At 44.1% G+C, this 23,808-nt stretch carries 23 protein-coding genes; 3 read left to right on the top strand and 20 right to left on the bottom strand.

Going from position 1 to position 23,808, the window contains the following annotated elements:
* Window positions 1-467: 467 nt before the first annotated feature.
* Window positions 468-4,451 carry an Ig-like domain-containing protein gene (locus tag GR160_RS10920; RefSeq protein WP_160749904.1) on the top strand — a complete coding sequence of 1,328 codons (3,984 nt, stop codon included), beginning with the start codon at window positions 468-470 and terminating at the stop codon, window positions 4,449-4,451.
* 237 nt (window positions 4,452-4,688) lie between these two features.
* On the opposite strand, the gene GR160_RS10915 is transcribed toward GR160_RS10920, so the two are convergent.
* The 18 genes from GR160_RS10915 to GR160_RS10830 all read right to left on the bottom strand — a co-directional run bounded on the left by GR160_RS10915 (window position 4,689) and on the right by GR160_RS10830 (window position 19,496).
* Complete coding sequence (locus GR160_RS10915; RefSeq protein WP_160749903.1) at window positions 4,689-4,973, bottom strand: hypothetical protein; 285 nt, start codon at window positions 4,971-4,973, stop codon at window positions 4,689-4,691.
* Window positions 4,960-5,250, bottom strand: a complete 291-nt coding sequence (locus GR160_RS10910; protein ID WP_160749902.1) for a helix-turn-helix domain-containing protein — start codon at window positions 5,248-5,250, stop codon at window positions 4,960-4,962. The genes GR160_RS10915 and GR160_RS10910 overlap by 14 nt, the downstream gene beginning before the upstream one ends.
* A 330-nt stretch (window positions 5,251-5,580) precedes the next feature.
* Window positions 5,581-6,720: a hypothetical protein gene (locus GR160_RS10905; RefSeq protein WP_160749901.1), complete on the bottom strand. Its 1,140-nt coding sequence runs from the start codon at window positions 6,718-6,720 to the stop codon at window positions 5,581-5,583.
* A 22-nt stretch (window positions 6,721-6,742) separates the two neighbouring features.
* Window positions 6,743-7,558 (bottom strand): conjugative transposon protein TraN, encoded by an 816-nt coding sequence (gene traN, locus GR160_RS10900; RefSeq protein WP_160749900.1) that lies wholly within the window; start codon window positions 7,556-7,558, stop codon window positions 6,743-6,745.
* A gap of 10 nt (window positions 7,559-7,568) precedes the next feature.
* Window positions 7,569-8,846 carry a conjugative transposon protein TraM gene (gene traM, locus GR160_RS10895; RefSeq protein WP_160749899.1) on the bottom strand — a complete coding sequence of 426 codons (1,278 nt, stop codon included), beginning with the start codon at window positions 8,844-8,846 and terminating at the stop codon, window positions 7,569-7,571.
* Between the two features lie 15 nt (window positions 8,847-8,861).
* Window positions 8,862-9,317 carry a hypothetical protein gene (locus GR160_RS10890; protein ID WP_160749898.1) on the bottom strand — a complete coding sequence of 152 codons (456 nt, stop codon included), beginning with the start codon at window positions 9,315-9,317 and terminating at the stop codon, window positions 8,862-8,864.
* A 5-nt stretch (window positions 9,318-9,322) separates the two neighbouring features.
* A complete protein-coding gene (traK, locus tag GR160_RS10885) occupies window positions 9,323-9,931 on the bottom strand; it encodes a conjugative transposon protein TraK (RefSeq protein WP_237421211.1) in 609 nt (202 codons plus the stop codon).
* A 23-nt stretch (window positions 9,932-9,954) separates the two neighbouring features.
* On the bottom strand, window positions 9,955-11,007 hold the full coding sequence (gene traJ, locus GR160_RS10880; protein WP_237421210.1) for a conjugative transposon protein TraJ: 1,053 nt from the start codon (window positions 11,005-11,007) through the stop codon (window positions 9,955-9,957).
* 142 nt (window positions 11,008-11,149) lie between these two features.
* The gene (locus GR160_RS10875; RefSeq protein WP_160749895.1) at window positions 11,150-11,779 is read right to left on the bottom strand and encodes a TerB family tellurite resistance protein; all 630 of its coding nucleotides are present in this window, start codon (window positions 11,777-11,779) and stop codon (window positions 11,150-11,152) included.
* An 11-nt stretch (window positions 11,780-11,790) separates the two neighbouring features.
* Complete coding sequence (locus GR160_RS10870; RefSeq protein ID WP_160749894.1) at window positions 11,791-12,405, bottom strand: hypothetical protein; 615 nt, start codon at window positions 12,403-12,405, stop codon at window positions 11,791-11,793.
* A 12-nt stretch (window positions 12,406-12,417) separates the two neighbouring features.
* Window positions 12,418-13,134: a conjugal transfer protein TraI gene (locus GR160_RS10865; RefSeq protein WP_160749893.1), complete on the bottom strand. Its 717-nt coding sequence runs from the start codon at window positions 13,132-13,134 to the stop codon at window positions 12,418-12,420.
* An 11-nt stretch (window positions 13,135-13,145) separates the two neighbouring features.
* Window positions 13,146-15,611, bottom strand: a complete 2,466-nt coding sequence (locus GR160_RS10860) for a TraG family conjugative transposon ATPase (RefSeq protein ID WP_160749892.1) — start codon at window positions 15,609-15,611, stop codon at window positions 13,146-13,148.
* 1 nt (window position 15,612) lies between these two features.
* Window positions 15,613-15,936, bottom strand: a complete 324-nt coding sequence (locus GR160_RS10855; RefSeq protein ID WP_202390766.1) for a DUF4133 domain-containing protein — start codon at window positions 15,934-15,936, stop codon at window positions 15,613-15,615.
* Window positions 15,937-16,011: 75 nt separating this feature from the next.
* Complete coding sequence (locus GR160_RS10850) at window positions 16,012-16,452, bottom strand: hypothetical protein (protein ID WP_160749891.1); 441 nt, start codon at window positions 16,450-16,452, stop codon at window positions 16,012-16,014.
* Window positions 16,453-16,461: 9 nt separating this feature from the next.
* Entirely contained in the window at window positions 16,462-16,752 is a 291-nt protein-coding gene (locus tag GR160_RS10845) for a DUF4134 domain-containing protein (RefSeq protein WP_370519215.1), read from the bottom strand.
* A gap of 177 nt (window positions 16,753-16,929) precedes the next feature.
* Complete coding sequence (locus GR160_RS10840) at window positions 16,930-17,403, bottom strand: hypothetical protein (protein WP_160749889.1); 474 nt, start codon at window positions 17,401-17,403, stop codon at window positions 16,930-16,932.
* Window positions 17,404-17,556: 153 nt separating this feature from the next.
* Entirely contained in the window at window positions 17,557-18,732 is a 1,176-nt protein-coding gene (locus GR160_RS10835) for a hypothetical protein (RefSeq protein ID WP_160749888.1), read from the bottom strand.
* A gap of 68 nt (window positions 18,733-18,800) precedes the next feature.
* Entirely contained in the window at window positions 18,801-19,496 is a 696-nt protein-coding gene (locus tag GR160_RS10830) for a hypothetical protein (protein ID WP_160749887.1), read from the bottom strand.
* Window positions 19,497-19,773: 277 nt separating this feature from the next.
* On the opposite strand from GR160_RS10830, the gene GR160_RS10825 reads away from it, so the two are divergent.
* Window positions 19,774-21,471 carry a hypothetical protein gene (locus GR160_RS10825; RefSeq protein WP_160749886.1) on the top strand — a complete coding sequence of 566 codons (1,698 nt, stop codon included), beginning with the start codon at window positions 19,774-19,776 and terminating at the stop codon, window positions 21,469-21,471.
* A 67-nt stretch (window positions 21,472-21,538) separates the two neighbouring features.
* Here the strand turns inward: GR160_RS10825 and GR160_RS10820 are convergent, their stop codons facing one another.
* Window positions 21,539-21,784, bottom strand: a complete 246-nt coding sequence (locus GR160_RS10820; protein WP_160749885.1) for a hypothetical protein — start codon at window positions 21,782-21,784, stop codon at window positions 21,539-21,541.
* Between the two features lie 15 nt (window positions 21,785-21,799).
* A complete protein-coding gene (locus GR160_RS10815) occupies window positions 21,800-22,564 on the bottom strand; it encodes a LexA family transcriptional regulator (RefSeq protein WP_160749884.1) in 765 nt (254 codons plus the stop codon).
* A gap of 88 nt (window positions 22,565-22,652) precedes the next feature.
* On the opposite strand from GR160_RS10815, the gene dinB reads away from it, so the two are divergent.
* On the top strand, window positions 22,653-23,807 hold the full coding sequence (gene dinB / locus GR160_RS10810) for a DNA polymerase IV (protein ID WP_202390765.1): 1,155 nt from the start codon (window positions 22,653-22,655) through the stop codon (window positions 23,805-23,807).
* The last annotated feature ends 1 nt before the right edge of the window (window position 23,808 follow it).

Genomic DNA, 23,808 nt, shown 5'->3' with positions numbered 1-23,808 from the left:
CCGTATCCCAATCTTTTCAAAATCAGTAACTGCTAAATTCTTATTCGTTAAAAGTCATCATAATTTTGGTATGCAAAGGCTTTAATTAAATCATATGCTTTACTTCCGCAATTTTGTTGGTTACATTTTTAAAGTTATCCCTCCGGCATTTCAATTATGTTACTTCTCGTAAAAAATCAATTGGTTGTCATGGCCTTCTAACTATAACGTTTTAGTTCTTGTTGTGATTTTTACGTCAATGTATCAATATTGAATTATTGTGATGTATGGTTTGGGTAGATTTATCAAACAATTAAGCTCTCATAAGTTTATCTACATAGGTTTTATCTAATTACTGGCCTGGTTTCGTATTGAATCCAAATGCCATAACGCCTGTCACGGATCAGGATTGCATGGTGCCAAAAGGATTAGATTAATACTGCATAATTACTAATTACATCCAATTACTAATATTAAATTTAAATGAAATGAAAAAAATTACTCTACTCTTAGCGTATTTGTTCCTAAGTCAGCTTTACGCGCAAAGTCCGGTTTTCTATCTAAAGTATAATGAAGCCAATGCTACGACTACCGTACATGAAGAGGTATCAAATACAAACCTTGCTGTTACAAATCAATTCGGTAAGCCAGAACGCGTGACAGGAGTCACGGGTAATGCTTTACGAACGGATGGTTTTTCCACGTGGATACAAACGACAAAAAATCTGGGGCTTACTAACGCTATGACATTTGAGACGTGGGTAGTACTTGAAAGCTTCCCTGCTGATGCCGAGGTACCGTATTCGAATTTGACCCCTTCGGCAATTGTGAGCCAGACCGATGGCAACAACGGAATGGCTTTATTTGTTAATGCATTTGGCGTATGGAATTTTACCATTACAATCAACGGCGCCAAATATGTATGCCAGGCTCCCGGCAAATTGCCGCTCTATGCCTGGACACACTTAGCCGTAACTGTGAACGGGCCAGCCGGTACTATTAAGTTGTATCAGAATGGCGCTGTAGTTGCAACTGCTACGATACAGGTTAATGGAACAATAAACGCTGCTAATACGCCCTTGATAATCGGCAAGAGCAATAATGACAAATTTGATAATATTTTTTTGCTTAATGCTATGAATGCAGCGTTTGATGAAACGAAAATATATACAACTGCCTTAACTGATGCTGCAATCACTAATGACTACAACTCCGGCAGTGCTACAATTACAACGACAGGAGAACAGGCCATAGCGGTCTCCCCAGTCCGATTCTCGGGTGATCTTCAGAGGCCGACATACCACGCTATGCCGCCGGCAAACTGGACTAACGAACCTCATGGAATGGTTGAAAAAAATGGCACCTACCACCTCTTTTATCAACGCACGCCGAATGGGCCTTTTAAGACGCTCATGCACTGGGGGCACATGACAAGTACCGACTTTATAAACTGGAACAATACAAAAGACGCCCTTTGGCCGGAACTGAACTTATCAGCCACCAACGGCTATGATATGAAAGGCATTTGGTCCGGCGATGTGGTGATGGACAACGGTACAGCACACGCTTTTTACACTGCTGTCAACCATACTGGCCCATACAATCCGGGCATTGGCCATGCAACGAGTACTGATGCTGATTTAAAGAACTGGGTGAAAACCACACCTGTAATAGACAAACAGTTTGTAGACGATTTTCGTGATCCGTACCTCTTCAAGGACGGTGCAACATGGGTTATGCTCATTGGTGCAGCCGTGTCGGGCAGTGGCGGATTGGATTGCTACACATCTACCAACCTTATTACGTGGACGCATAAGCCAAATTTTTGCACCGTTCCCTACAGCAGCATGGATATCGGTTCAGTAATTTGGGAAATGCCTGTTTTTGAATCCTTAGGCAATGGAAAGTATATATTGATCGTAAACCCGATTGGTGGTTCCGTTGCTAAGTACGGCCCAAAATATACAAGGGGCGTTTATTGGATTGGAACTTATACAGGCGGCCAGTTTACACCGGACTACAATCAACCCAAGATGCTTGACCTTATTCCCGGGCATTTATCACCTACTGTAGCAAGAAATGCGAGTTCCATTCTAACAGGTATTGGTATTGTCGATGAGCGCCGCAGTTCACAGGCACAAAAAGATGCGGGCTGGTGCCACGTGTTCAGCCTTCCAAGGGTGTACAGTTTATTAGCCGACAATCAGACCCTGGGCCAGGCCCCGGCTCCGCAAACCGTAAACTTAAGGGTTCCCGGTAGCCAACAGACATTAACAAATGTTAGTGTAAGTTCCACCACTGCTGTAACGGTAGCAGACGGTGCTAAAACGGAAATAATTGCAACGGTAAACGCTGCTACCACAGCCAGTTCCTATGGACTGAATATACGGCGATCCAATGATGGGGCTGAAGTTACGAGGCTTTACTATGATGCCGTTAACAAAAATATTATTCTGGATAAATCCTCTTCAAGCCTGTCCGGAAATGTTGAAGATAAAGTACTGATCTCACAACCTTATAGTGAAGCAGCTTTTGGGAAACCCCAGACATTTCATGTTTTTATCGATAACTCGATAATCGACGTTTTTATTAATGAGAAGGCAGCATTTTCGGCAAGAATATATCCGAGTAAAACAGATAGTAAAGGCATACAATTATATTCAAATGGCGGCACAACTACATTTACCTCAGTAGTTACCTACAGTACCGGCACCCAAAACGTTACGGTCCCTGTTACCTCAGTAGCTTTAAATAAAACGACCACGACAATACCTGCAGGAGCAACAGAACAGCTAACGGCGACCGTTAGTCCGATAAATGCCTCAAACCAGAATGTGGCTTGGACCTCAAGTAACGCGGCTATTGCCACGGTCAATACTAATGGTTTAGTCACAGCAATCAGCCCCGGAACGGCAATAATAACAGTTACGACACAGGATGGCTCGAAAACAGCAGGTTGTACAGTGACAGTTAATGCGCAATCTTATGTAACCTACGATTTTGAATCTGCTAACCTTAACGGCTGGACGGTAACATCAGGTACTGCATTTACCGCTGCGAACGTAGCACAGGATCTTAATTGGGGATGGGGCGGCCCATTTAACCAGCAGGGCACGTGGCATTTTTGGGGATATAAAAGTACAGGTGACACTGCCATAGGGGAAATGAGGACAACTGCTAATTTTACCTTGGGTGGAAATGGTATAATTACCTTTAAAATCGGGGGTGGAAATGATATTAACAACCTGTATATCGCCCTTTGTAATAGTTCAGGAACGGTGCTTGCTAAGGAAACCGGCAGCAACGATGAAGCTTACACTGTAAAAACCATTGATGCATCCGCATATATTGGTACAAACTGCTTCATAAAAGTAGTGGATAATAGTACAGGTGGATTTGGGCACATTAATCTTGACGATATAAAAATTCCTGTAGCCTCATCAGCACCAGTTTCAGTTACAGGAGTCACCTTAAATAAAACTTCAACGACACTAACTGTATCGAACACCGAAACACTTTTAGCCACCGTTGCTCCTGCAAATGCAACCAACCAGAATAAAACCTGGACTTCATCAAATACAGCGATAGCCACGATTAGCAGTACCGGAGTAATCACAGCCGTAGCAGCAGGTACAGCAACAATAACTGTTACAACTCAGGATGGCAGTAAGACAGCTTCCTGCGTAGTAACGGTTGCTGGCCCGCAATATCTGGTCCTGGATTTTGAAACGGGTGACCTGACCGGATGGACCACATTATCCGGGACAGAGTTTGTTGCTGGAAATGTATGCAATGATGTGAACTGGGGTTGGGGTGGCCCTTTTAACAAACAGGGCACGTACCATTTCTGGGGCTTTAAAACCACCGGTGATACTGCCATTGGCGCAATGAAAAGCCAAAATTTTACATTGGGCGGTGATGGGCAGATATCGTATATGATAGGTGGCGGTAATGATATAAACAATCTTTACATAGCACTTTGCCGTGTATCAGACGATGCTGTACTTCTAAAAGGTACTGCGACTACTGCAAACGAAGCATACGTGACGCAAACAATCAACGCAGCTTCCTATGTAGGTTCGTTATGTTACATTAAAGCAGTCGATAATGCCACTGGTGGCTTTGGACACATCAACCTTGATAACATTCGAATCCCTGTGCAAAGTGCACCGTCAGGAATGAGAATCATGCCAGGTGATCATTCCTTGGACACGGAAGCGGTAGGAGCGTCAATAAAAGTATATCCGGTACCGGTTACAGACGTGTTCACTGTAGACCTTACCCCTGTAAGCGAGAACGACATCAGGCTTTCAATAACCGATATAACGGGTAAAAACATCGTTACCGAAACGGTACAGGGAGGGAAACTTTACACCTACTCAACTGGTAAATTAAATATGGCGAAAGGTTTTTATATGGTGACCCTTGAAGCAGGCACTTTGCGAAGAAGCTTTAAGATCATCGTTAATTAGTGGTCCCTGCATTGAAATAACAACAGGCAAGCAAGCACCTAAGCACTGTAAAACCGGGAAATGAGATTTCATTCTCCCGGTTCTGTTTTTTTATTAATTGCTTACTGATACTTTGCCAAAGGTTCTCGGATTTACATGCCTTGGGATAAACTTTTAAATACCATATAATAGTAGTATATTGACGTAGAACGTAATATCGCAATTGATGTATGCAGTAAACACAAAAGGCAACCTTGGTTAGATTGCCTTTATATCGATTTCACTTTTTGACTTCGGGTGGTAGGATGGCCTGTAGGTCACATAACCCATTGCTTGTAATTCTTTGAAATATTTATGGTAGGTTGGTAGCGTTTTGATATGTGAGATAGCCATCAGTTTACTTCTGCTAACTTTGATGGCCTGCTTGGTACCTTGTCGCAATCCTATGGTTATTATTGCAGATAGCAGGGCAATATGCCATACATTAATTGAGGTGTCCGTTATTAGGGCTTCTAATATCCTTTTAAAATCATTTGTTTCCATGGGCTCCTTTATCATCGTTAAACAATTTTTCAATATCTGATTTATTGTAGTAATAGGAACCCAGTACTTTTTTAAAGCGGATCTTCCCGGTTATACGCAGGTTTTGAAGTGAAGCTGGGGATATATCCAATAATTTGCGTACAACTCTGCTTTTGAGCCATTCCGCCTGCGTGGTCTCATTACTTACCGTTTTTATATCCTGGATGGCTTCACGGAAATTATTCATTAACAATAAGCCAAACTGCCTCAAGTCTTCTTTTGTTATCATCTCATTCATAATTAATCACTTTAATCGTTAAACAGTCATGAACCTTCGAAGGGTAGAAAATAGATTTTGCTAGGTTGGTTCTTTTTAAATGAAGGCTCGTAACGAACATATCCATAATCATGGAGTTGCTTGATGTACTGGTGATAAGAGCATTGCGTAAGTAACTTTGCAGCTTCCATGACCTGATAGCTGTAGAGACATAACGGGTTGACAGCACCCATCTTTTTCCTTATGCATAACAGTGCGCCATACAAACCAATATGGCGCATTGTTATACGGGGATCTTTTGTGATAGCTTCCCAAAAGTCATAAAGCAAATCTGAAGGCTTCATGGCTCGGTCAAATGTGCTGTCCGCGTTTTGGTTTATCCTTCTGTGCCCCGGCACCCTCCTCAGCAGCCTGCCCTTTTGTCGTCTCCTGTTTTGAAGACTGCTCCTTTCCTTCAGACTGCTTTTCACCTTGGGACTGCCTGACACTCACGCGGCGCATATCTTCGTCATACACGCTTATGTTCTTATACTGAGGATTGGCTTCAAGATGCTGCTTGGTCTCAGCCCCATCCTTTATGAAGGTCACCTCCGGCGCATTACCTTTCTTAAGCGAATCCAAAAGCTCACTTCTATATTGCTCAATTTCAATACCTTTTATCGGATATTTCTTAAGCTCCGCTTCAAGGTCATAGCCGTATTTTTCGCCAAACTGCACCTGTTTGTGGTTGCCATTATCGTCGGTCTGCTTGAAGTCGAGCTTAATCCACGCATTGTAGCTTTCACCAAACTTAGTTTCAAGTTCCTTATTAATAGATCGGCCACTCATCAGGTTATAGGCCTCCGTAATATTAATAGTACCTTTATCGTTGATATAAAAGGTCTGCTGCATGGCATTTTCTGCTTTCTCCCTTTGGACCTTCACATCGTAAGAGTTAAAGAAATACATATCCCCTGATTGGGATTTTTTAAAGTTGAGGGTAGCCTCCACTTTATCTTTACCGTACTCATCCTTGAAAGTAAGGCTGAATTTGTCCGCCTGCTTTTGCATATTTTCTTTCAGATCGTTCTCTAAATTGTTACCGAAGCCGGTCGTTTTAACACGGTCATTCAGGTACTCAAAATTCTTCTCATTCATGACTTTATTATTTTGATTGTTAACTAATATTTTTTCATCCATTCTTTGGTACATGGCAGTAACCATTGTTGAGATATCGACCAGCCCGTCTTTCTCTACACGCAGGGATGGATCCTGTAAGGCTTCGCTCATACTGCGGTACACCGAACGTATACCCATGAAGCTGTATGTATCGTAGTCCGTAGACAGCTCATGGCAGAACTCAGCCGCTTGGTAATCGTCTCCAAAACACTGCATATCTTCTTTGCTTACTGCAACCGAATCATCTAAAAAAGCTACGAATTCATTTCCTTCCCATCGTTGCTTTAACAGATAATCCAAAATTTCCTTATAATCGCTTGCCCGAATTTTCATACTCAAATGTTATAAGATTATATCACGGTATTGACGTAGACTTGACTATCGTTTTATTTTTTACTGTGACTTCGAGGTGCCGCCCGCCATTTTTTTCCATAAGCTGTAAAATCATCTCTTTTTTATCCGGAATCGTGAACTTTGGTACGGTAATCACAATAGTCTGTTCCTCCAAACCCTTAATCATGGTTACAGGGTTATGTATATACAATTGCTTAATTTCATTTTCCTGCGATGCCGTTCGTTTTGCTTTTTTCTGGTCTCTAATAAACAACCGCAACTGGCTGATATCGTAATTAATATTGGTCTTATTTTTAATCCTAACCTTAAAGAAAAAAAGGTTTCCATGTACATACAGCCCCTCTACAAATAACTTTATACCTCCCTTATTATCCTTTATCCTGTAGATGTTCCGTTCCAATGATGCTACAGTTGCGCTCAGCTCTTTTGACAGTGCCTCATTATATTCTTCTGTTGCACTTACCCTGCCTCCGGTATAATCAAGGTTAAGTTGATTGGTTGCCTCATTATATCCAACGTTATACGAATACAATTTCCCGTCAGTGGTAATTACGGTAAGGTTTGTGGCTTCAAAACATTCCCTCCCTGCTTTTACCTGAAGGATGTTTTCCAGGCCTTTCGCTTTTTGCACCAATATATCCCTGCTGCCACGGTCAACACTTTTGATGGCAAAAGGGTAAATAAGGTTTGTTGTTTTACCTACCGCAATAGTCAACGGCTCAGGGCTAATTTGCACATAATCTGAAGCGGCACTGTCCTGTGCCTGAATGGTCAATGCAGACAGCATTACCAAAACGATTACAATAAACTTTTTCATACTAGGGGAGTTATTTCTTATTAGCTTTTTCATCATATAACAACACCTGGTAACCGGCCTTAACTACAACCTTTACAAGCTTAACTTTCTTGCTGAAGAGTGTTTTACCAGCCTCAATACCGGCTCCCATAGCCTGAGAGGACCACGAATCATCTATCGTCGTTACGCCAAGGGATTGCACCGAGCGGTCCGCTGAACTTTTGGCAACATCACGGGCTATGGCTCCGGGAACATAAATCCCCTCCATACCATCCATATCGTAGACCGCCAGGTCAACCTGAAAAATTGAGGTGTCGTATTGGAGGCTTTCAATGGTTACGGTAAGGCGCTCTCCTTTCAGCGAGACTGTACCGAAAACAAAATGGTCTTTTGGAATGGTAACACCATTAACCATAATATCTGATGTCAGCCTTAATTTGATTACCGCACCATTTACTAAGGTTTGTGTTTCATGGATGACCGCAGTAATGGCATTGCCTGCATAGTTGTCCGCAATTTCATCATCAAGGGAATAAAATCCATGCCCTTGGTAATTGCTTACACTACCAAAATTGCGAACGCCGTTTTCCAGTACCGATACATTTTCCGGGTTACCGTAGGGCGTTACCGGAAACACCTGCCCGCGCATTTTCTCGGATTGCTCCTTAAGGCGCTGCTGCACACGCTCAGGATGCTGAATATCCACGATCCTTTCCAGCATGGAGCCAAGTTGCTGTAATTCCGGGTCAGCTTCCGTCGGGTCATTCATAGAAGCCATCATGGATTCAAGGCGGTTAATTTCAGGATTGGTGTTTTTCTCCTGCACCTTGACAGAGGGCTTCGATTTTACAGGTTCTTGCATTGTCGGATTATCTATAGCCTTTTGCAGGGCTTCAAGGCGCTTATATACTTTTTCCTCAGCCGGATTTCTATACGCAGTGCTGTTTAACCCTCGCGACGAAGGCTTTACCTGCGTCGGTTCCTGCGCAACATTTTCTTCTCCCTCAAAGGCTTTATTCGACCTTAAATAGGCGGCACCGCGGTCATTTTTAGCCTTTCCCTCTAACGAATCTTCAGTCGCCCTGTCATAATAACTCAGCTTATCCAATGCTTTATCATCCTTAAAGTTTGGGTTGGGCAGGTTGGCATTGATACCTTTTTCTATCGGCGACGTAGCAGCGATAGCTTTGGTTGAGCCTCCACCCATAGCCCAGAAGAACAGGGTAAGGAATGGCAGCGCCATAATGGGCAGCATCAAAAACAGTTTACGCTGCCTTAAATTTTTTTGAGTTAATGCTTTCTGTTCCATAATCTGTGATTTTATTCAGTTTTTGTAATATTCTTCTAACTTTTTCAACGTGTCGAGTAAACCCGGCCGATATGCTGCAATACTGTCGTACTGCCTTCTACCGTGTGGGTCATGCTTTAGACTGTCCATGACGTAAAACAGGTGTTTAATACGCCTGATTTCCTGCTCGCCATGTTCATCTCCACTTGTAACAGCTTTTGGCGATTCAGGCCTTGAAATTGAATTGACCGGAATTGTTTTTTGGCCGCTTTTTACAGTAGTAAACCCCTGTACAATTAAGAAGGTGCAATAAAAGCAACATAAGAGACCAAGAATCGCAAATCCCATCTTTTGCTGGCTTAATGAGAGTTTAGCTGTCAGTTTTACCATTAGCTTTACCCACCATTCCTTTAGATCCGTGATTTTGCAAGCAAGCCAACGGGCTACCGGGCTAGGTGCGGTTTCTTCCTCCTTTTTTTTCCAAAATCCCATACTCCTTATTTTCTGTTTTCGGTAGCAATGTCCCGGTTCTCAATGGTAGCCCAGTGTTCTATCAAAAAGCCGTGGGGATTGTTGTCGCTGCGTGATACATTCCTAAGCACCCCTTCCGTTATCAGGCTGCGTGTGACGGTCGTAGTAGCCCTTGTGATCTGTTGGGTAGCATAGCACCTGAAATGATATGGATAGGCTTTTATATCTACCTGTACACTGTCTACCTCAATGCCCTGACTGATATTACCGGAAATAATCCCGGCATAGTAGCCCTTCTCTTTAAGGTCATCGTACACCCTTTTGGCTGTACCATCAGCGAGGTTCAAGGCCTTGTTGATATTGGTGCGGATTACATTTTCATCAGGGTCAAGTGTAAAGAAGAACTTATGAAAAGCCCTTACATGGTCGCGGGCTTCCACCGGTATGTTGTCTTTGCGGTCAGCAGCGAAAGCCTCTATAGCCTTACCATTAGCCAGTATGTAAATCTTTCCCTGCATCTGCGACACCAAGCTAAAACTCTTAAACAGGCTGAGAGCAGCAACAGCAAGGCTACAGATAATTACTACCAGGCTAAATAGCCGCACATAGCGGAATGCGCTGTCGATGTTTTTCATTTTTGTGAACATAACTGTCGTTTTTATTTTCCTTTTAATTTATCGGCCATATATCCGCCTGCTACTGCCGCTCCCTGTCCTGTCGCTTTAGCCCCGTCTACCACAAGCTTCGCCCCATCAGCCGCCGCTCCTGTGGTATACTGGCCGGCACTCTTTGAAGTACTGGCGGCAGTACTGTAGCTGGCACTTAAAATACTTGTTGTTTTTTGGGTAAGGGCACCGCCTCCCGCAGCGTGTACGATGTAATTGGCAACTGAGGGTACAGTAAAGTAACCGATGATGCCGATTATCATAAATACCATATAAGCCATGTCCGTCCTGCTGAAAAAGGTATCCCCATAGTTCCCAATCTGGTCAATATCAATTTCCAACATCTTCTCCTGTATCTTCCCGATAATACCCCCGAAGATATTGGCTACCGGCAGCCATAGGAATATGTTCAGGTAGCGTGCAAGCCAGGCGCTAAGGGTATTGTGCAGCCCATCAAAAACAGCTAAGCCAAATACTAGTGGGCCTAATATTGACAAGACAATAAGCTGGAAGGTGCGAAGGGTATTTATACACAGCGCAGCTGCTTCAAACAGTATGCGTAGCACCTCGCTCATCCATTCCTTTACTGAATTCCGGAAATTATAGGACATCTTAGCCGCGGCGAACTTTATATCATTACCAATGCCCTCAAAAAAGCCTTCATCATCCGGGTCGGCATCGTCATGGGTATATTTATACCAGCGGTCGCGGTCACCGCTACCATCTTCCCCTACGTACATCTGCCACACATCGCTATTCATAATAGCTTCTTCTTTCTTTTGTAACAGCACTTCAATGGCCTGGTTGGAGTTCTCGACCATTGCGGCGGTGGCAGTGACAGTAGGTTTCATTACCCCGTTAATCATCGCCAGTACCGATGGGAATATCGTAATACAAAAGCCTAACACGAATGGGCGGAACAGTGGATAAAAATCAATCGGCTCTGCCGCCGCCAGGTGCTTCCATACACGCGAAGCGATATACCAGAGTGCAGCAAATCCGGCTATGCCCTGGGCAACCCCCATGAGGTTACTGCAAAGAGGCATCATCTCATCATAAAGTTCTTCGAGTACACCATGCAGGCTCTGCATCTCATCGGCCATGCCCTGCGCAAAGGCTCCTATTGGGGATAAGAATATCAGGGCTGCCGCGAAAGCAACCGTTCTAAATCGTTTCATAAGCCGGTAATTATGGGTTTACTTCGTGCAGGTTTTCCATCTTTTGTACATCGTGACGCTCTTTGGCGCGCTGGATGGAAAGCACTGTTGTATTGTTATTAAAGTCCCTCAGGAACAAAAGTTTATCTTGCATATCTTCATAGATGCGGTCTATGGCTTCTAACCGTTCGTTATCACTCATGCGTGCCTGCCCGGCAGTGATTACCACCAAAAGTTCATCGAGGTTACGAAGGCTTTGTTCCACAAGGTTATCATACACCCTTCCGATATAGGAGAGTTCATCACCGTTAAAGTTACCGCTGCCCTGATACCGGCCAAACGCATTTCCTTGTTCGTCTATCAGTTTGATTTGCATTTCTATAATCTCTGCCACACGCTTGTAATTGCTAACAGTTGGGCTTACTTCAAGAAGCGCATCCAGAAAGGCCTCATGCAGGCTAAAGTTGCCTTGGGTTAAGTCCTTTACGGTGTTATAGCCTTTGGTCAGTATCTCATAGCCTTTTTTCATGTCTTTCAGAATTTGTCTGAACTGTGCAAGCTTCTCAATATTAAGTGCCAGCTGCTGTAATTCCTGCGCCTGTGCACTTACCTTACTAAAAGGTAAAAGCAGCACAAATAGTAGTATCACTAACTTTTTCATATGCTTGTTTTTTAAAGCCCCTGTAACCTTCGGGCCATTTCCGTATCAACATTTTCTCTTTTGCGGGACTGCACCAGCAGTTTAGCTTCACCGGTAAACTGTTCGCAAAAGTTGTAGGCATCCAGCATCCTTTCATATAGGGCATCAATGCGTTTCAGGCGTTCGCTGTCTTTCATGGTCAGCTGGTTGTCAGTGGCAACGGCTTCCAGCTCGTCGAGTATCGTTTCGCAATCGTCAAGCAGCCGTGCAAAAACACGCTCCAAATAGTCCAGTTCATCGCTGCGCATGTAGGGGTTCCCTTGCAGGAAATCCCTTGTATCATCGCAACGCTCCAATATCCTTCCCTGTAAGAGCAGCGTCTTACCGACATTTACATAGCCCTGCACTTCCGGGTTGACATGCGCCAGTGAATTGAAATAATCGGTATGCAGGTTGAATTCCCCCCTTTTAAAATCCCTGATTACATCCAACCCTTTTTTTACAACGGAATAGCCTTTTTGGGCATATCCGATATAGACCTGTAGTGCAACAATCTGTTCCATCATCGTTTTCACCGTTTTGTTCTGCGCTTGTACCGGGCTTGCAATACATCCAAAAAGCAGTATAGTCAGCATCATCTTTTTCATAACATTTTGATTTTAAGGTAAGCCGTACATTCTTTTTATCATATCCACATCCGCCTTGCTGCGGGCCCTTTGCAGGCTGAGCAGCATGTTCTGCTTGTTAAACAGTTTCAGGTCGTCGTAATTTGCTTCGATACGGTCTGCCGTTTCATTGATCATTTCAAGGCGTTCCGCATCACTCATCGAGGTAGTAAAGGATTCCACCACCATAAAAATCACGTCAATATTCTCAATGCTTTCTCCCAGTATACCGTTGTAAACTTTCTCCATATAAGTTATTTCATTGGGAGTAAAATGGTCGTCCTGCTGCAAAAGTCCCCACGCATTTTGGTATTCACTGACCAACCGCTCCTGCTTATCCACAATATCCCGGATGCGTTGGTAATACGAAACCATTGCCTTTACTTTCATAAGCTCTTCATAGTAGCCTTTGTAGAGTTCCTTTTGTTTCTCGGTCCACTCGGATATTTCATCCAGCTTCAGCTTTGATAAGGCATTTTCAATCTGTTTTTGTGCATTTTGTAGCCATATCGTTTTATTCTGAAGGCGCTGGATGCGCAGGTCGATCGCCTTGATGATTTTCTTTAGGGCTTCCTTTATGATGGTCAGTAACGGTAACGCAGCTTCGCTTTTGGCTTCTGCCACCACAACCGGGGCAGCTGCTACCGGCATCACCGGTGTAAACAACAAGGTAAGGCTGAGCATTGCTATTGTAATTTTTTTTAGTACCATAGCTGTTTTATTTATGTATCCCTCATTTCATTAGCCAGGGCAGCAATGCCCTTTTTAATGTCCCCTCCAAATTTTTGGGCGTAGGCCTGTACCTGTACCTTTTCGGTTTCTTCTGTGGTATAGGCTAGATATTCCTCGAGCGACACTTCCGTACGATATACTTTGGACAGCACACCTCCAAGGGAGATAAACACTTCCTTGTACTTGCGGGCCGGGTCGTTTGATTTGTTGACCGACAACACCAGTGCTTTTTCTTTTTCAGTAAGCCCAAGCAGTTCCTGTATCTGGTCAAATTTGTTTTGGTACTTGCTTTGATCGAGCAGTATCTTACAGTCGCTGTTATTGATGATGGCTTGCTTTACTATCGGAGAAGAAATAATGTCTTCCACTTCCTGGGTTACCACGATGGCTTCCCCAAAGAATTTACGCACCGTTTTGAACAGGTATTTGATGTATTCTGCAAAACCTTCCTTCATCAATGCTTTCCATGCCTCCTCAATCAATATCATCTTACGGATGCCTTTCATCTTGCGCATCTTGTTGATGAACACCTCCATGATGATGATAGTTACCACCGGAAACAGTATGGGGTGGTCTTTGATGTTGTCGAGTTCAAAAACGATGAAGCGCTCCTGAAGCAGGTTCAGGTTTTCGGTGGCGTTCAGCAGGTAATCGAATTCACCGCCTTTGTAGTATGGGCGTAATACATACAGGAAATTATCCACATCAAAATCTTTTTCCTTAACCTTGTCATTCTCCAACACCCCAACGTAATGATCCCTCAAAAACTCATAGAAGGAATTGAAGCTTGTGAAGATGCCCTGATTCTTATCCAGGTAACTGTAATAGCCACCAATAGCATTGGACAGGGCTACGTATTCACTGCGTTTAAACGCCTCATCATCTTTTTTCCAAAGTGCCAGTAGTAACGTCTTAATGCTTTCCTTCTTTTCGGTATCCAACGTATCGCCTTCGCCAATATAGAAAGGGTTGAATCGTATCGGGTTGTCTTCGGTATAGGTAAAGTAATAGCCGTTAACCATATCGCACAGCCCTTTGTAGCTGTGCCCGACATCCACCAGCACGATATGCGTACCCTGCTCGTAATAGCTACGGACCATATGGTTGGTAAAAAAGGACTTACCACTACCGGATGGCCCCAAAATGAACTTGTTACGGTTGGTACAGATACCCATTTTTACAGGCTCATCACTTATATCTACATGTACCGGTTTTCCATTCAGGCGCTCTCCAAGGCGTATGCCCATAGGGCTGAGCGACGAGCGGTACCCGGTTTCCAGATTAAAGAAACAGGTAGCCTGCTCAGCAAAGGTGTCAAACGTGTCGTTCATCGGGAAGTCCGCCGCATTGCCGGGCATGCCTGCCCACCATATTTGCGGGGCACCCACGGTTTCCTGACGTGCCACCGCATCCATCTGTGCTAAGGCCGAAGACACCATATTCTTAATGTCTTTCAGCTTATCCTTCGTATCAGTCCAGGCCAGCACATTGAAATGGGCTTTGACCGGAAGGCGCTGCTGGCTGATGGCCTCATTTAAAAAATCGTTTGTGGCATCCCTTGCGATGCTGTTTTCCCTGCTATAACCTGAAAGCGACTGTAACCGCAGCCTTTTGGCCTCCATTTTCTGGATGGTCTTTTGCGGGTCATCCAGAAAAAGGTACTGGCTGTAAATGTGGTTGCAGGATAAAAGTTGCCCCAGTGTTGAAGCGAAACCGATACTGAACTTGGTACGGTCAGTTGAATACTTATCGTAATTAATGCGGGAACCACAAAGCCCCGGCAGGTCTGCCGCATCGGCAAGGGCATACAACTGGCAGTGCTTATCGTTTACCCTCAGGCCGTCTTCAAGTGCTATATCTCCGAATACAAACGGATGAGGGCGCTCAGCCAAAAGGCAGTATTGCTCAATAAACCCCATATTGCTCTCGCTGCTGGAAAGCTCCTTTCCGGTAAGCCTTTGCAGGGAAATAAAACCGCTGTCTTCCAATATCCTTTTAAACTGTCCGGCAGTATCTAAAAAATCCTGTAACAGCTGAGGGCTGAGTGTTTCTTCCGGTACGATGCTGCGCTTCAGCAGGCTGGAAAACACCGAACTTACACTCTTACGCCCCTCGGGCTTTTTGGTCAGCATGATGTAACAGCTGTGATCCAAAAACGGCCGCTCATTAAAGAAGCGTTCACTGCTTTGGGATAGAAAGCTGTTGTCCTCGCTTGAAAAATCCGCTTTATAACGGCTTTCAAGAAACCAGTCCTGCTTGTGGAACACGGTATGCTTAGGCAGTACCTTTAGCGCTTTCAGCCATATCTGATGAAATGCTTCATATTCCTGATCTGACAACGTAAAAAGTTCCGGTAACTCTGCTTTAAAAACAATCGTTACATCACCCTGTTTTGACAGGATACAGTCATGCTCTACAGCCATAATGGGCAGTATCCTTTCGATTTCCTTTTCCATATTACTTCCTTTTTTGGTTTAAGAAAAACACCGTGCGGCCTTTCAGTCTGAGCACTTTCGGAAGTTGCTTTTTGGCCAATGCCTTCATCAGGCCATACTCCCCGTATTTATGGCTAAGGCGGTAGATGTGCATAACCGATAACGTACCTGCCACGCCAATTACACCGACACACACCAGCGATGGGAGCCCAATGATATACATGATAGCAAACACCACCATCAGCACTACGACCGCACCGCCCAGGTACCAGATGTACTGTGCCTTCAGCCCTTTGAATTCAATGCTTTGGTTGATTCCTTTATTTACCTGATATACACTTGCCATAATTCTATGATTTGATGAACGTTATGTAGTACTCCCATTCCGATAACCTGTATTCCGTTGTATATCAATATACTGCTACTCACTCACAGTATAAAGAAAACCATATAAATGTCCGATAATCGCATTCCTTATCCCGGATTCACCTTCATTATCAACTGAAAAGCCCATTTCATCGAGTATGGGTTTACAGTATTCCAGCATACTTATGACCTCACAGACCAATATTCCTGAATCGGTATAAAGTGCTGCTTCATCAGGAAATTCTTCTTCAAAAATACACTTCAGGTATAAATAGCGGGAAGGCTTAAGCTCCCGGGTAAGTTCCCGAAGGCATAATTCTTCGATAAGTGCTTTAGGATGCTGCTCTGAGAGCAACCTTATCGCCAATCCCTGTACGCCCTGTACCTTTTCATCGAGGTAGCTACCGACAGTATAATTTTCCTGGAGGTCGTACATGAGTTCCGGGTTGTGGCCGATAATATACGCCCACAACGCCTCCTTAAGCAGCGTTTCCATGACATTTGATTATATGCCGAAGAACGACTGGATTATTGTAGCTACCACCACAAGGAAAATACAGCTGCCAAACCATGCAGCCGCAACCTTGCTGGTATCTTGATCCCCGGCATTCCATTTCTGGTATACTTTCACGGCACCGATCAGCCCCAATATTGCCCCAATAGCATACATCAGGTTACATCCCGCGTCGAAATAACTACGCACCTGGTCATTAGCCTCGTTAATGCCTGCAAGCCCATCCTGTGCATTCATGGTTTGTATGGTCATTAAAAGCATTGTTAGCGTAACGGCATACATCATGCGGCTACTTCCTAAAAGTTTCCATTTCCTTTTCATACTGCATTCTTTTAGATTAATAATAAGATAGCAGAGGGGTTACGGCCGTCGCGCTCCCACAATCTTCCGTCACGTATTTGCTCCTCCGCATCGGGATGGGCGGGCGGAATCCCTCCACTGTATTTTTAAGTAAGATGGTTACCAAAGCCGGTCGGCCTCTTCTTCTGTGATAATAAATACCTGCCCCTGGGCGCATTCCTGGGCAATCAGTTCGTTGATCTGGCTGCGGAATACTGACTTTTTGATTGCGGGGTAATCTGATAAATACGACCGTAATTGATTGGTGATCTCCTGTTGCCCGGTATTGTTTTGAATGCTCTGTGTTAGAAGTTGCTTAATGCGGCTTATGAGATAGTCCACATCACGGAATAAGGTATCCGCCAGGTCCGTTACAGTCCCTTCAAAAGTTGGCTCTTGGGGCTCTTCAATAAAAAAATTAGCTGAGGAACCGGTAAGTAAATCTTCGGTTCTCTTTTTTGAAAAAGTTTTCTTGCCTTTGAAAAAAGCCATCAGTTCCTGGTGGTAATATTTAATCCCAACATAAATGTACCAGGATAAGCATAAAAGGGCAACTGTTAGTAGGTAGCTGGCCCAGGAAACATTTGTAAACATACCTCATCATTTTATCGTTCAACATCAGTTAGCTATAGTAAGGTGATCGATAGCCCGGATGTTCCGGTAGTATTACACGACAAAGTAAAGCAGAAAATCAGGGCGCATCAAGTACAATAAAGGGTACAACTGCGAAGTTGTACCCTGTTATCCTTAGAGATGCCTTATTTTTTCAATTAAACGCTCCAGCATAATTATAGTATCTTCCCTGTCTTTCTCATCAAAGAGATAGGACTTGCTACGTACCGAATCCGGTGATAAATCCTGGGCATTTGGCGTAGAAACGAACGGTATGATCGCCTTGAAAACAGCCGACAGTGAAGGTGCCCGGATCAGTCCTGCCTGGTCAGCCCCACGCAGTAAGATTCCCAAGTGGTTTCCTGAGAAGGTACAAAGTATTTTTGGAAAAGCCCTTGGCGGTGAAGGTAGTGTAATCCCCTTGTGGGCTTTACCATACGGCATCACTATGTCGGTTTTCTTATTCAAAATTTGCTCTAATTGCCCCTGTAGCCATCCGCGCATCATGGACTTGATATTTTCCTTATCCGGATGAAGGCCGATGGAGGTATTGCAATAAAGCCTTTCCAGCTTTCTATAACGTCTTTCCAAAAAAGCAGCCCTGTCTTCAAGCCGACTCATTTCGTTGGCACCCGTAGCAACCTCCCGGGAATAAAACTCAAGGTACCCATTGCTGTTGTAATTCATATATACCAAAACCTCGTGAAGCGCATTGCGGTGGTGGGTTATTTTTTCGGAAGTGCGCAAAAGCTCTATCTCCGATAGTAGCTCTTTCCGGTACAATAAGGCGCGCAGTGGCAAGTGCCGGTGGCGTTTAGCATTGATAAATCGTAACAGGCTTTCACTTACGAATTCAAAAAGCACCCTGGCAGGAGAATGTTCAAAGTATTCTTTTAAGGGCTGCAGGCGTTCATACCAGTCTTTTTGAGACAGGCTAATGTAGCGCGGTGCGAGCTCAGTGTCCTGGTTAAGATAGGCTGAAAAACGGTTTTCAATAAAAAGCAGCAAGCCATTTAAAATAACATAGGTTGCCGTGTAACCTTCTACATCTGTCACTTTTGCCCGGCTTTCCAAAAAGTCATCCAGGAGCAATACCAAAGCGTGATGGTACTTTTCAATAAGCAGGCTGACCTGCTTTTCCTTGCGCAGTCGAAACACTGCATCAGCGAACCTGGCCTTAAAGATATCCGACTGCTCCCTTATGCCTGTAATAAGGATTTCGGGAGGAGGTACCTCATGTTCCTGTGGAAAATCTTTATAGTATATACCCGCCAGACGCTCTATTTCAGATAATAAATAGCCCTGTCCCATAATGTAAGGATTACATAAAACGTACAGCCTGCCCTATGGGCAGGCTGCTGATTTAAATTTAAAGTATATTATAAATTCTTGTGTAATGCCGCTTCTACACTAACAGAATACAGAACAGCGGTTGCCGTATCATGGGCAGCACCTTCTGCACCGGCCACAATATTGCCAATGAGCAGGTCCCAATCCTTGTCTTTAGGCTTTTTCCGATAGTAAGTACTGTAACGTTCCAGGGCGGTTACCGTCAGGATTATCTTTTTTTCATTATCTGAATACGATTTTGAACTGACGATTTCCGATTCAAATGCTACAATATAATCCCTAATGGCTTCATAATCCTGGTACTGCAGGGATAGAAGGCCTTCTATAAACAGGCTGAAATTTGCTTTTGCATTTTGAGATAAGGGTAATGCCTCAATAACTGTTGCTGCGGCCAGGTTGCTTTCCATATATCCTTGGAGGGAGGTGGTCGAAAGTGTGCTGTAGCCGTGAGTCTTCAGCGACTGGAAATCACTATCTCCATTGGCAATTTCCTGCACGATCGCTAAAACCTGCATGTCGGAAACCTGTGCAGGTAGTTGCTTAAGGGAAGCGTCCAGTATCCTGTTGCGGATCGCCCCATACCCATCGTAGGGATTTATAAGGTTAGAAGGTCCTGCCGGGGCTACTTTCAAATAGGATTGGGGGGCTGCTACGGTAGTTGGTAGATCCGGGGTACAGGCAACCAGCAATGGTAGTACCATTGCGATACATTTAATTTTTTTCATGATGCACTTGCATTGGATTAGTAAAATCATTCTGGCACACCCGGGTTGAACCAAAATGAAATGGATGTTTGAATTCGGGGCAAAACTACACGCCTTAAAAGAGGTTTTGCAAACGTTTACATGGCATATTCCAGCGAAATGCGGTGTTAAATTCCGGAATTTTCTACAGTGTTTCCCTACTTTTCCGTAACATTATAAAAACTGGAAAAATTCCTTATACGGCATTTTGACTGGGGTTTACACATTACAACCAACTTGAAATTTAAAAATGTTACCTATGCTACGTACTACGAAGCAAATGCTTTGCATACTGTTAGTAATAACGTGGGGATACGGCCAGGAAAAACACTTGAAGTATTCCGATTCGCTTATTAAAAAAAATTATAGCTACCTCCAGGAGCGTATCGACAACGCCCCTGATACACCATCAGGATTGCTTTATACAAAAGGCATGATGGCCAAAGCAGCAAACGAGCAAAACCACGGGCAGTTGTTCCAGGGCTACAAGAACAGCCTCCATTTTGAACAGGCATACGTAACCCGCCTGAAATATGCCGACAGCATGCTTTATGAAAGCCAGTACCTTGGAGAAAAAATAAAAGCATCGGCACTGCTGACCAAGGGAGCCGTTCACTATAATGAAAAGAAATACAAATTTGCCCTTGATTGCTACCTTGAAGCAGAGGGATTACTTTCGGCTGACCCGGAAAATATCTTGTATTATAAAGCACAATACTGTATTGCACAGGTAAAGTACTACTTGGGGTATTATCCACAGGCTATAAAGCTTTTAATACCGTGCCTGCATAATTTTAAGGAAGAGGAACCCAGGGGCTATATCAATACCCTGCATCTTTTAGGCCTTTGCTATAACAGGAACGGGGACTATACGCTTTGCAGCACAACAAATAAATTCGGTATAGCAGAAGCATCCCGCCTTGAGGAAAGTGATATGCTCCCTTATTTTTTACATTCCGAAGGGGTGAACCAATATTTCATCGGGAATTATGCACTGGCATTAAAGCACCTTAAAAGCACCCTTCCTTTTCTTAGCGGGCGAGGTGATTATGCCAATATATCAGTGGCATGGTGCTACATTGGAAAGGTAAATGATAAGTTAGGGCACCCTTATGAATCCCTGCTTGCGTATCGAAACGTATATAATATCTTTAGCGAACATCATTATATACGGCCTGATGGTGTACAAGCGCTTTATGCATTGGCGCAACAAAGTAAAGCCGATGGTGATATTGAAAACCAGTTGCAATACACTGCGGCCCTACTATCTGCTGATAGCCTCATGCATACAGATTTCAGGTACCTCTCAGACCGCCTCCATACTGAATATGACACCGCCCAATTGCAGAAAGAAAAAAACACTTTACAGCAAAGGCTGAAAAGTGGGGCTAAAGATGGGAACTGGCGGTATGCACTATGGACCCTACTGGTTGCGGTTGGTGTGTGCATAATTATAAAATGCCTAAAGCGTTATAGGTGGACGCGCCAAAGAGTAAAACCTGAACAGGTAAATGATACGCCTACAGGATTTCTAAATAGTAGAAACCAAACCGTTACGCTGCGTAAAGATCTTGCCATCGGGCTGCTTGAAAAACTTGAAAAATTTGAAAGGCAAAAAAAGTATCTGGGTAAGGATATGAACCTGGCCATGATGGCAAAATACCTGGATACCAATACCAAATATGTATCCATGCTTATTCACGAATACAGGGGGAAGAAAACCCCGGAATACATTAATGATTTAAAAATTGACCATTTGGTAGGGCTTTTTGGAAAAGATAAAAAATTTCAGAATTACACCCACAGTGCCCTTGCTGCAGAAATAGGGCTCAGCAGCACCAAAAGCCTTCATAAGGCATTTTTAAACCGTATCGAAATTACCCTGCCTCAATACCTTGAAAACTTACAGGCAACAAAGGGACAACAGGAATTCACAGATTCAAAGGATGGTAATTAAAAAAGCTTGGGGCAGCATTTCGAAGCCCTAAGTCACTAAAAAGAAGTATAGCCACAATTTGTTTAGGCTATAGGAGTGTAACTAAATCTCTCAAGGCTTTTTCTTCTAAGAATGCCGCCATATATTCATAAAGTGCCGCACTTTGACCGGATAGTGTAGTAAACGAGTTGATGTGGAATTCTTCCCCTTCATCACTGATGTGAATAATATCGGTAAAGCCTTTTGCAATAATGTTGCCCTTTAGTTCAAGCAGGGCCTTATGCTGTTTGTTATCAATATCTTTTTTTACCTTAAGGCGTACAATTGTGTCCATTGTAATGCTTTATTATTACTTATTACTATTTCGTAAGGCAGCTATCTCTTTGCGCATGCCTTGTAAAACATCCCTTATCGTCTCGGGGCTATCGTCGGGTTCAAATTCCTTGGTAGCTATGCTGCAGGCGTACTCCCATATTTCCAATATATCAGATACCATTACCGCATAGGGTTCATAAAAGGAATTGTCCGAGATTAGCATCAGGCTGTTTTTGCCGTTGCGGTTCAGGCGCTTGTAAACAATGCCCTCGCTTTTGGTCAAAAGGATATATGTTCGCCCGTCGCGGACCTCTCCAAGGCCTTCGACGTATTTACCAATAATAAAGGAACCATCGCGATGGGGTGGCATAGAGTCCCCCGATACCGGAAAGGCTCTGAACTTCCCGTTTTTTAGAAAGGGCAGCGATATTTGCTGCAGGCCTTCGATGAACTCGGGATCGCTGTAGCCGTTCAGGTAACCGGCTTTGGCTTTCTGCGGAATAATCTCAATAGTATTTTCCCCGCCCATGTCGATGGTAATCGGCAATAGTATGCGGTTATCCTCCAGCTTCAGCATACCGTCCATATCAATCTTTCGCAGGTCAACATTCAGGAGTAGGTCAATGCTGACATGATAGTACTTCGAGATGCGCTTCAGTATATCATAGGGGGCTTCTGAAGTCCCGGACTCATATTTTACATAGCGCGCACGCGCTATTAGAAGCGATGTGGCGAGTTTTTCCTGCGAAATATTCTTTTGAATCCTTAGGAACCTGATGTTGTCGGAAAATAAAGACATAAGTGTTTTGTTGCTATTTGGAACAGCAAATATAAACTATTTTGCTCCAATCTGGTCTAATTTTGTTCAGTACAAAAATGAATATTTTATGGAGCGTGCGATTGTACATATGGATCTCGATACTTTTTTTGTGTCCTGCGTGAGGCTGCAAAACAGTGCGTTAGAGGGAATTCCGTTGATTGTGGGCGGTGGCGACCGTGGCGTGGTAGCGTCCTGTTCTTACGAGGCACGCAGGTTTGGGGTGCATTCCGCCATGCCCATCAAAATGGCGCTGCGCCTCTGCCCGGAGGCAAAGGTTGTAAAGGGTGATATGGAACTTTTTTCACGTTATTCCAATACCGTTTCACAGATCATTGAGGAAAAAGCGCCCGTTATGGAAAAGGCATCCATTGATGAATTTTACCTTGACATCACCGGCATGGACAAATTCCACGGCTCATACAAATGGACCAGCGAGCTCTCCACAAGTATTACCCGGGAGACAGGGCTTCCCATCAGCTTTGCGCTGTCGGTAAACAAAACAGTATCCAAGATTGCTACTGGTGAGGGAAAACCCAAAGGCAACCTGGAAATCCCGCAACCGATGGTACAGCAGTTCCTGAACCCGTTATCCATCCGGAAAATTCCAATGGTCGGTGATGCGACCTTTAAGCTGCTATCCCGTATCGCTATCCGTAACATACAGACCCTTGCCGAAATGCCGGTGAATGTCCTGCAGGAAATGATCGGGAAAAATGGAGTGGAATTATGGAAAAAAGCCAATGGCATTGATAATAATCCCGTGGAACCCTACCGTGAACGCAAATCGTTATCTACGGAAGACACTTTTCATCAGGATACTACCGACCTGGTATTCCTGCGCTCGGTATTGTGCGCTATGGTGGAACGTTTGGCCTACCAACTGCGTAGCGAAGAATGGCTTACCGCCAATGTTACCGTAAAGATCCGTTATTCCAATTTTGATACCGAGACACGCCAGGTAAGTTTGGCGTACACCTCTTCGGACCATACGCTAACCAAGGCCGTATTAGAATCTTTCGAAAAGCTGTACCAGCGTCGCATGAGCCTGCGCCTTGTCGGGATACGCTTCAGCAAGCTGGTGCGCGGCTCGTACCAGATCAACCTCTTTGAGGATACGCAGGAAATGATGTCGTTGTACCAGGCGATGGATAAAATCAAGAACCGCTTCGGTGCCCGTGCCGTAATGCGCGGCAGCGGTATATATAATGCAAATGCCCTGTAAT

The sequence above is a fragment of the Flavobacterium sp. Sd200 genome (assembly GCF_009826935.1).
Taxonomy (GTDB): Bacteria; Bacteroidota; Bacteroidia; order Flavobacteriales; family Flavobacteriaceae; genus Flavobacterium.
The sequence above is the reverse complement of the archived record's forward strand: the minus strand, read 5'-3'. Positions and strand labels throughout refer to the sequence as shown.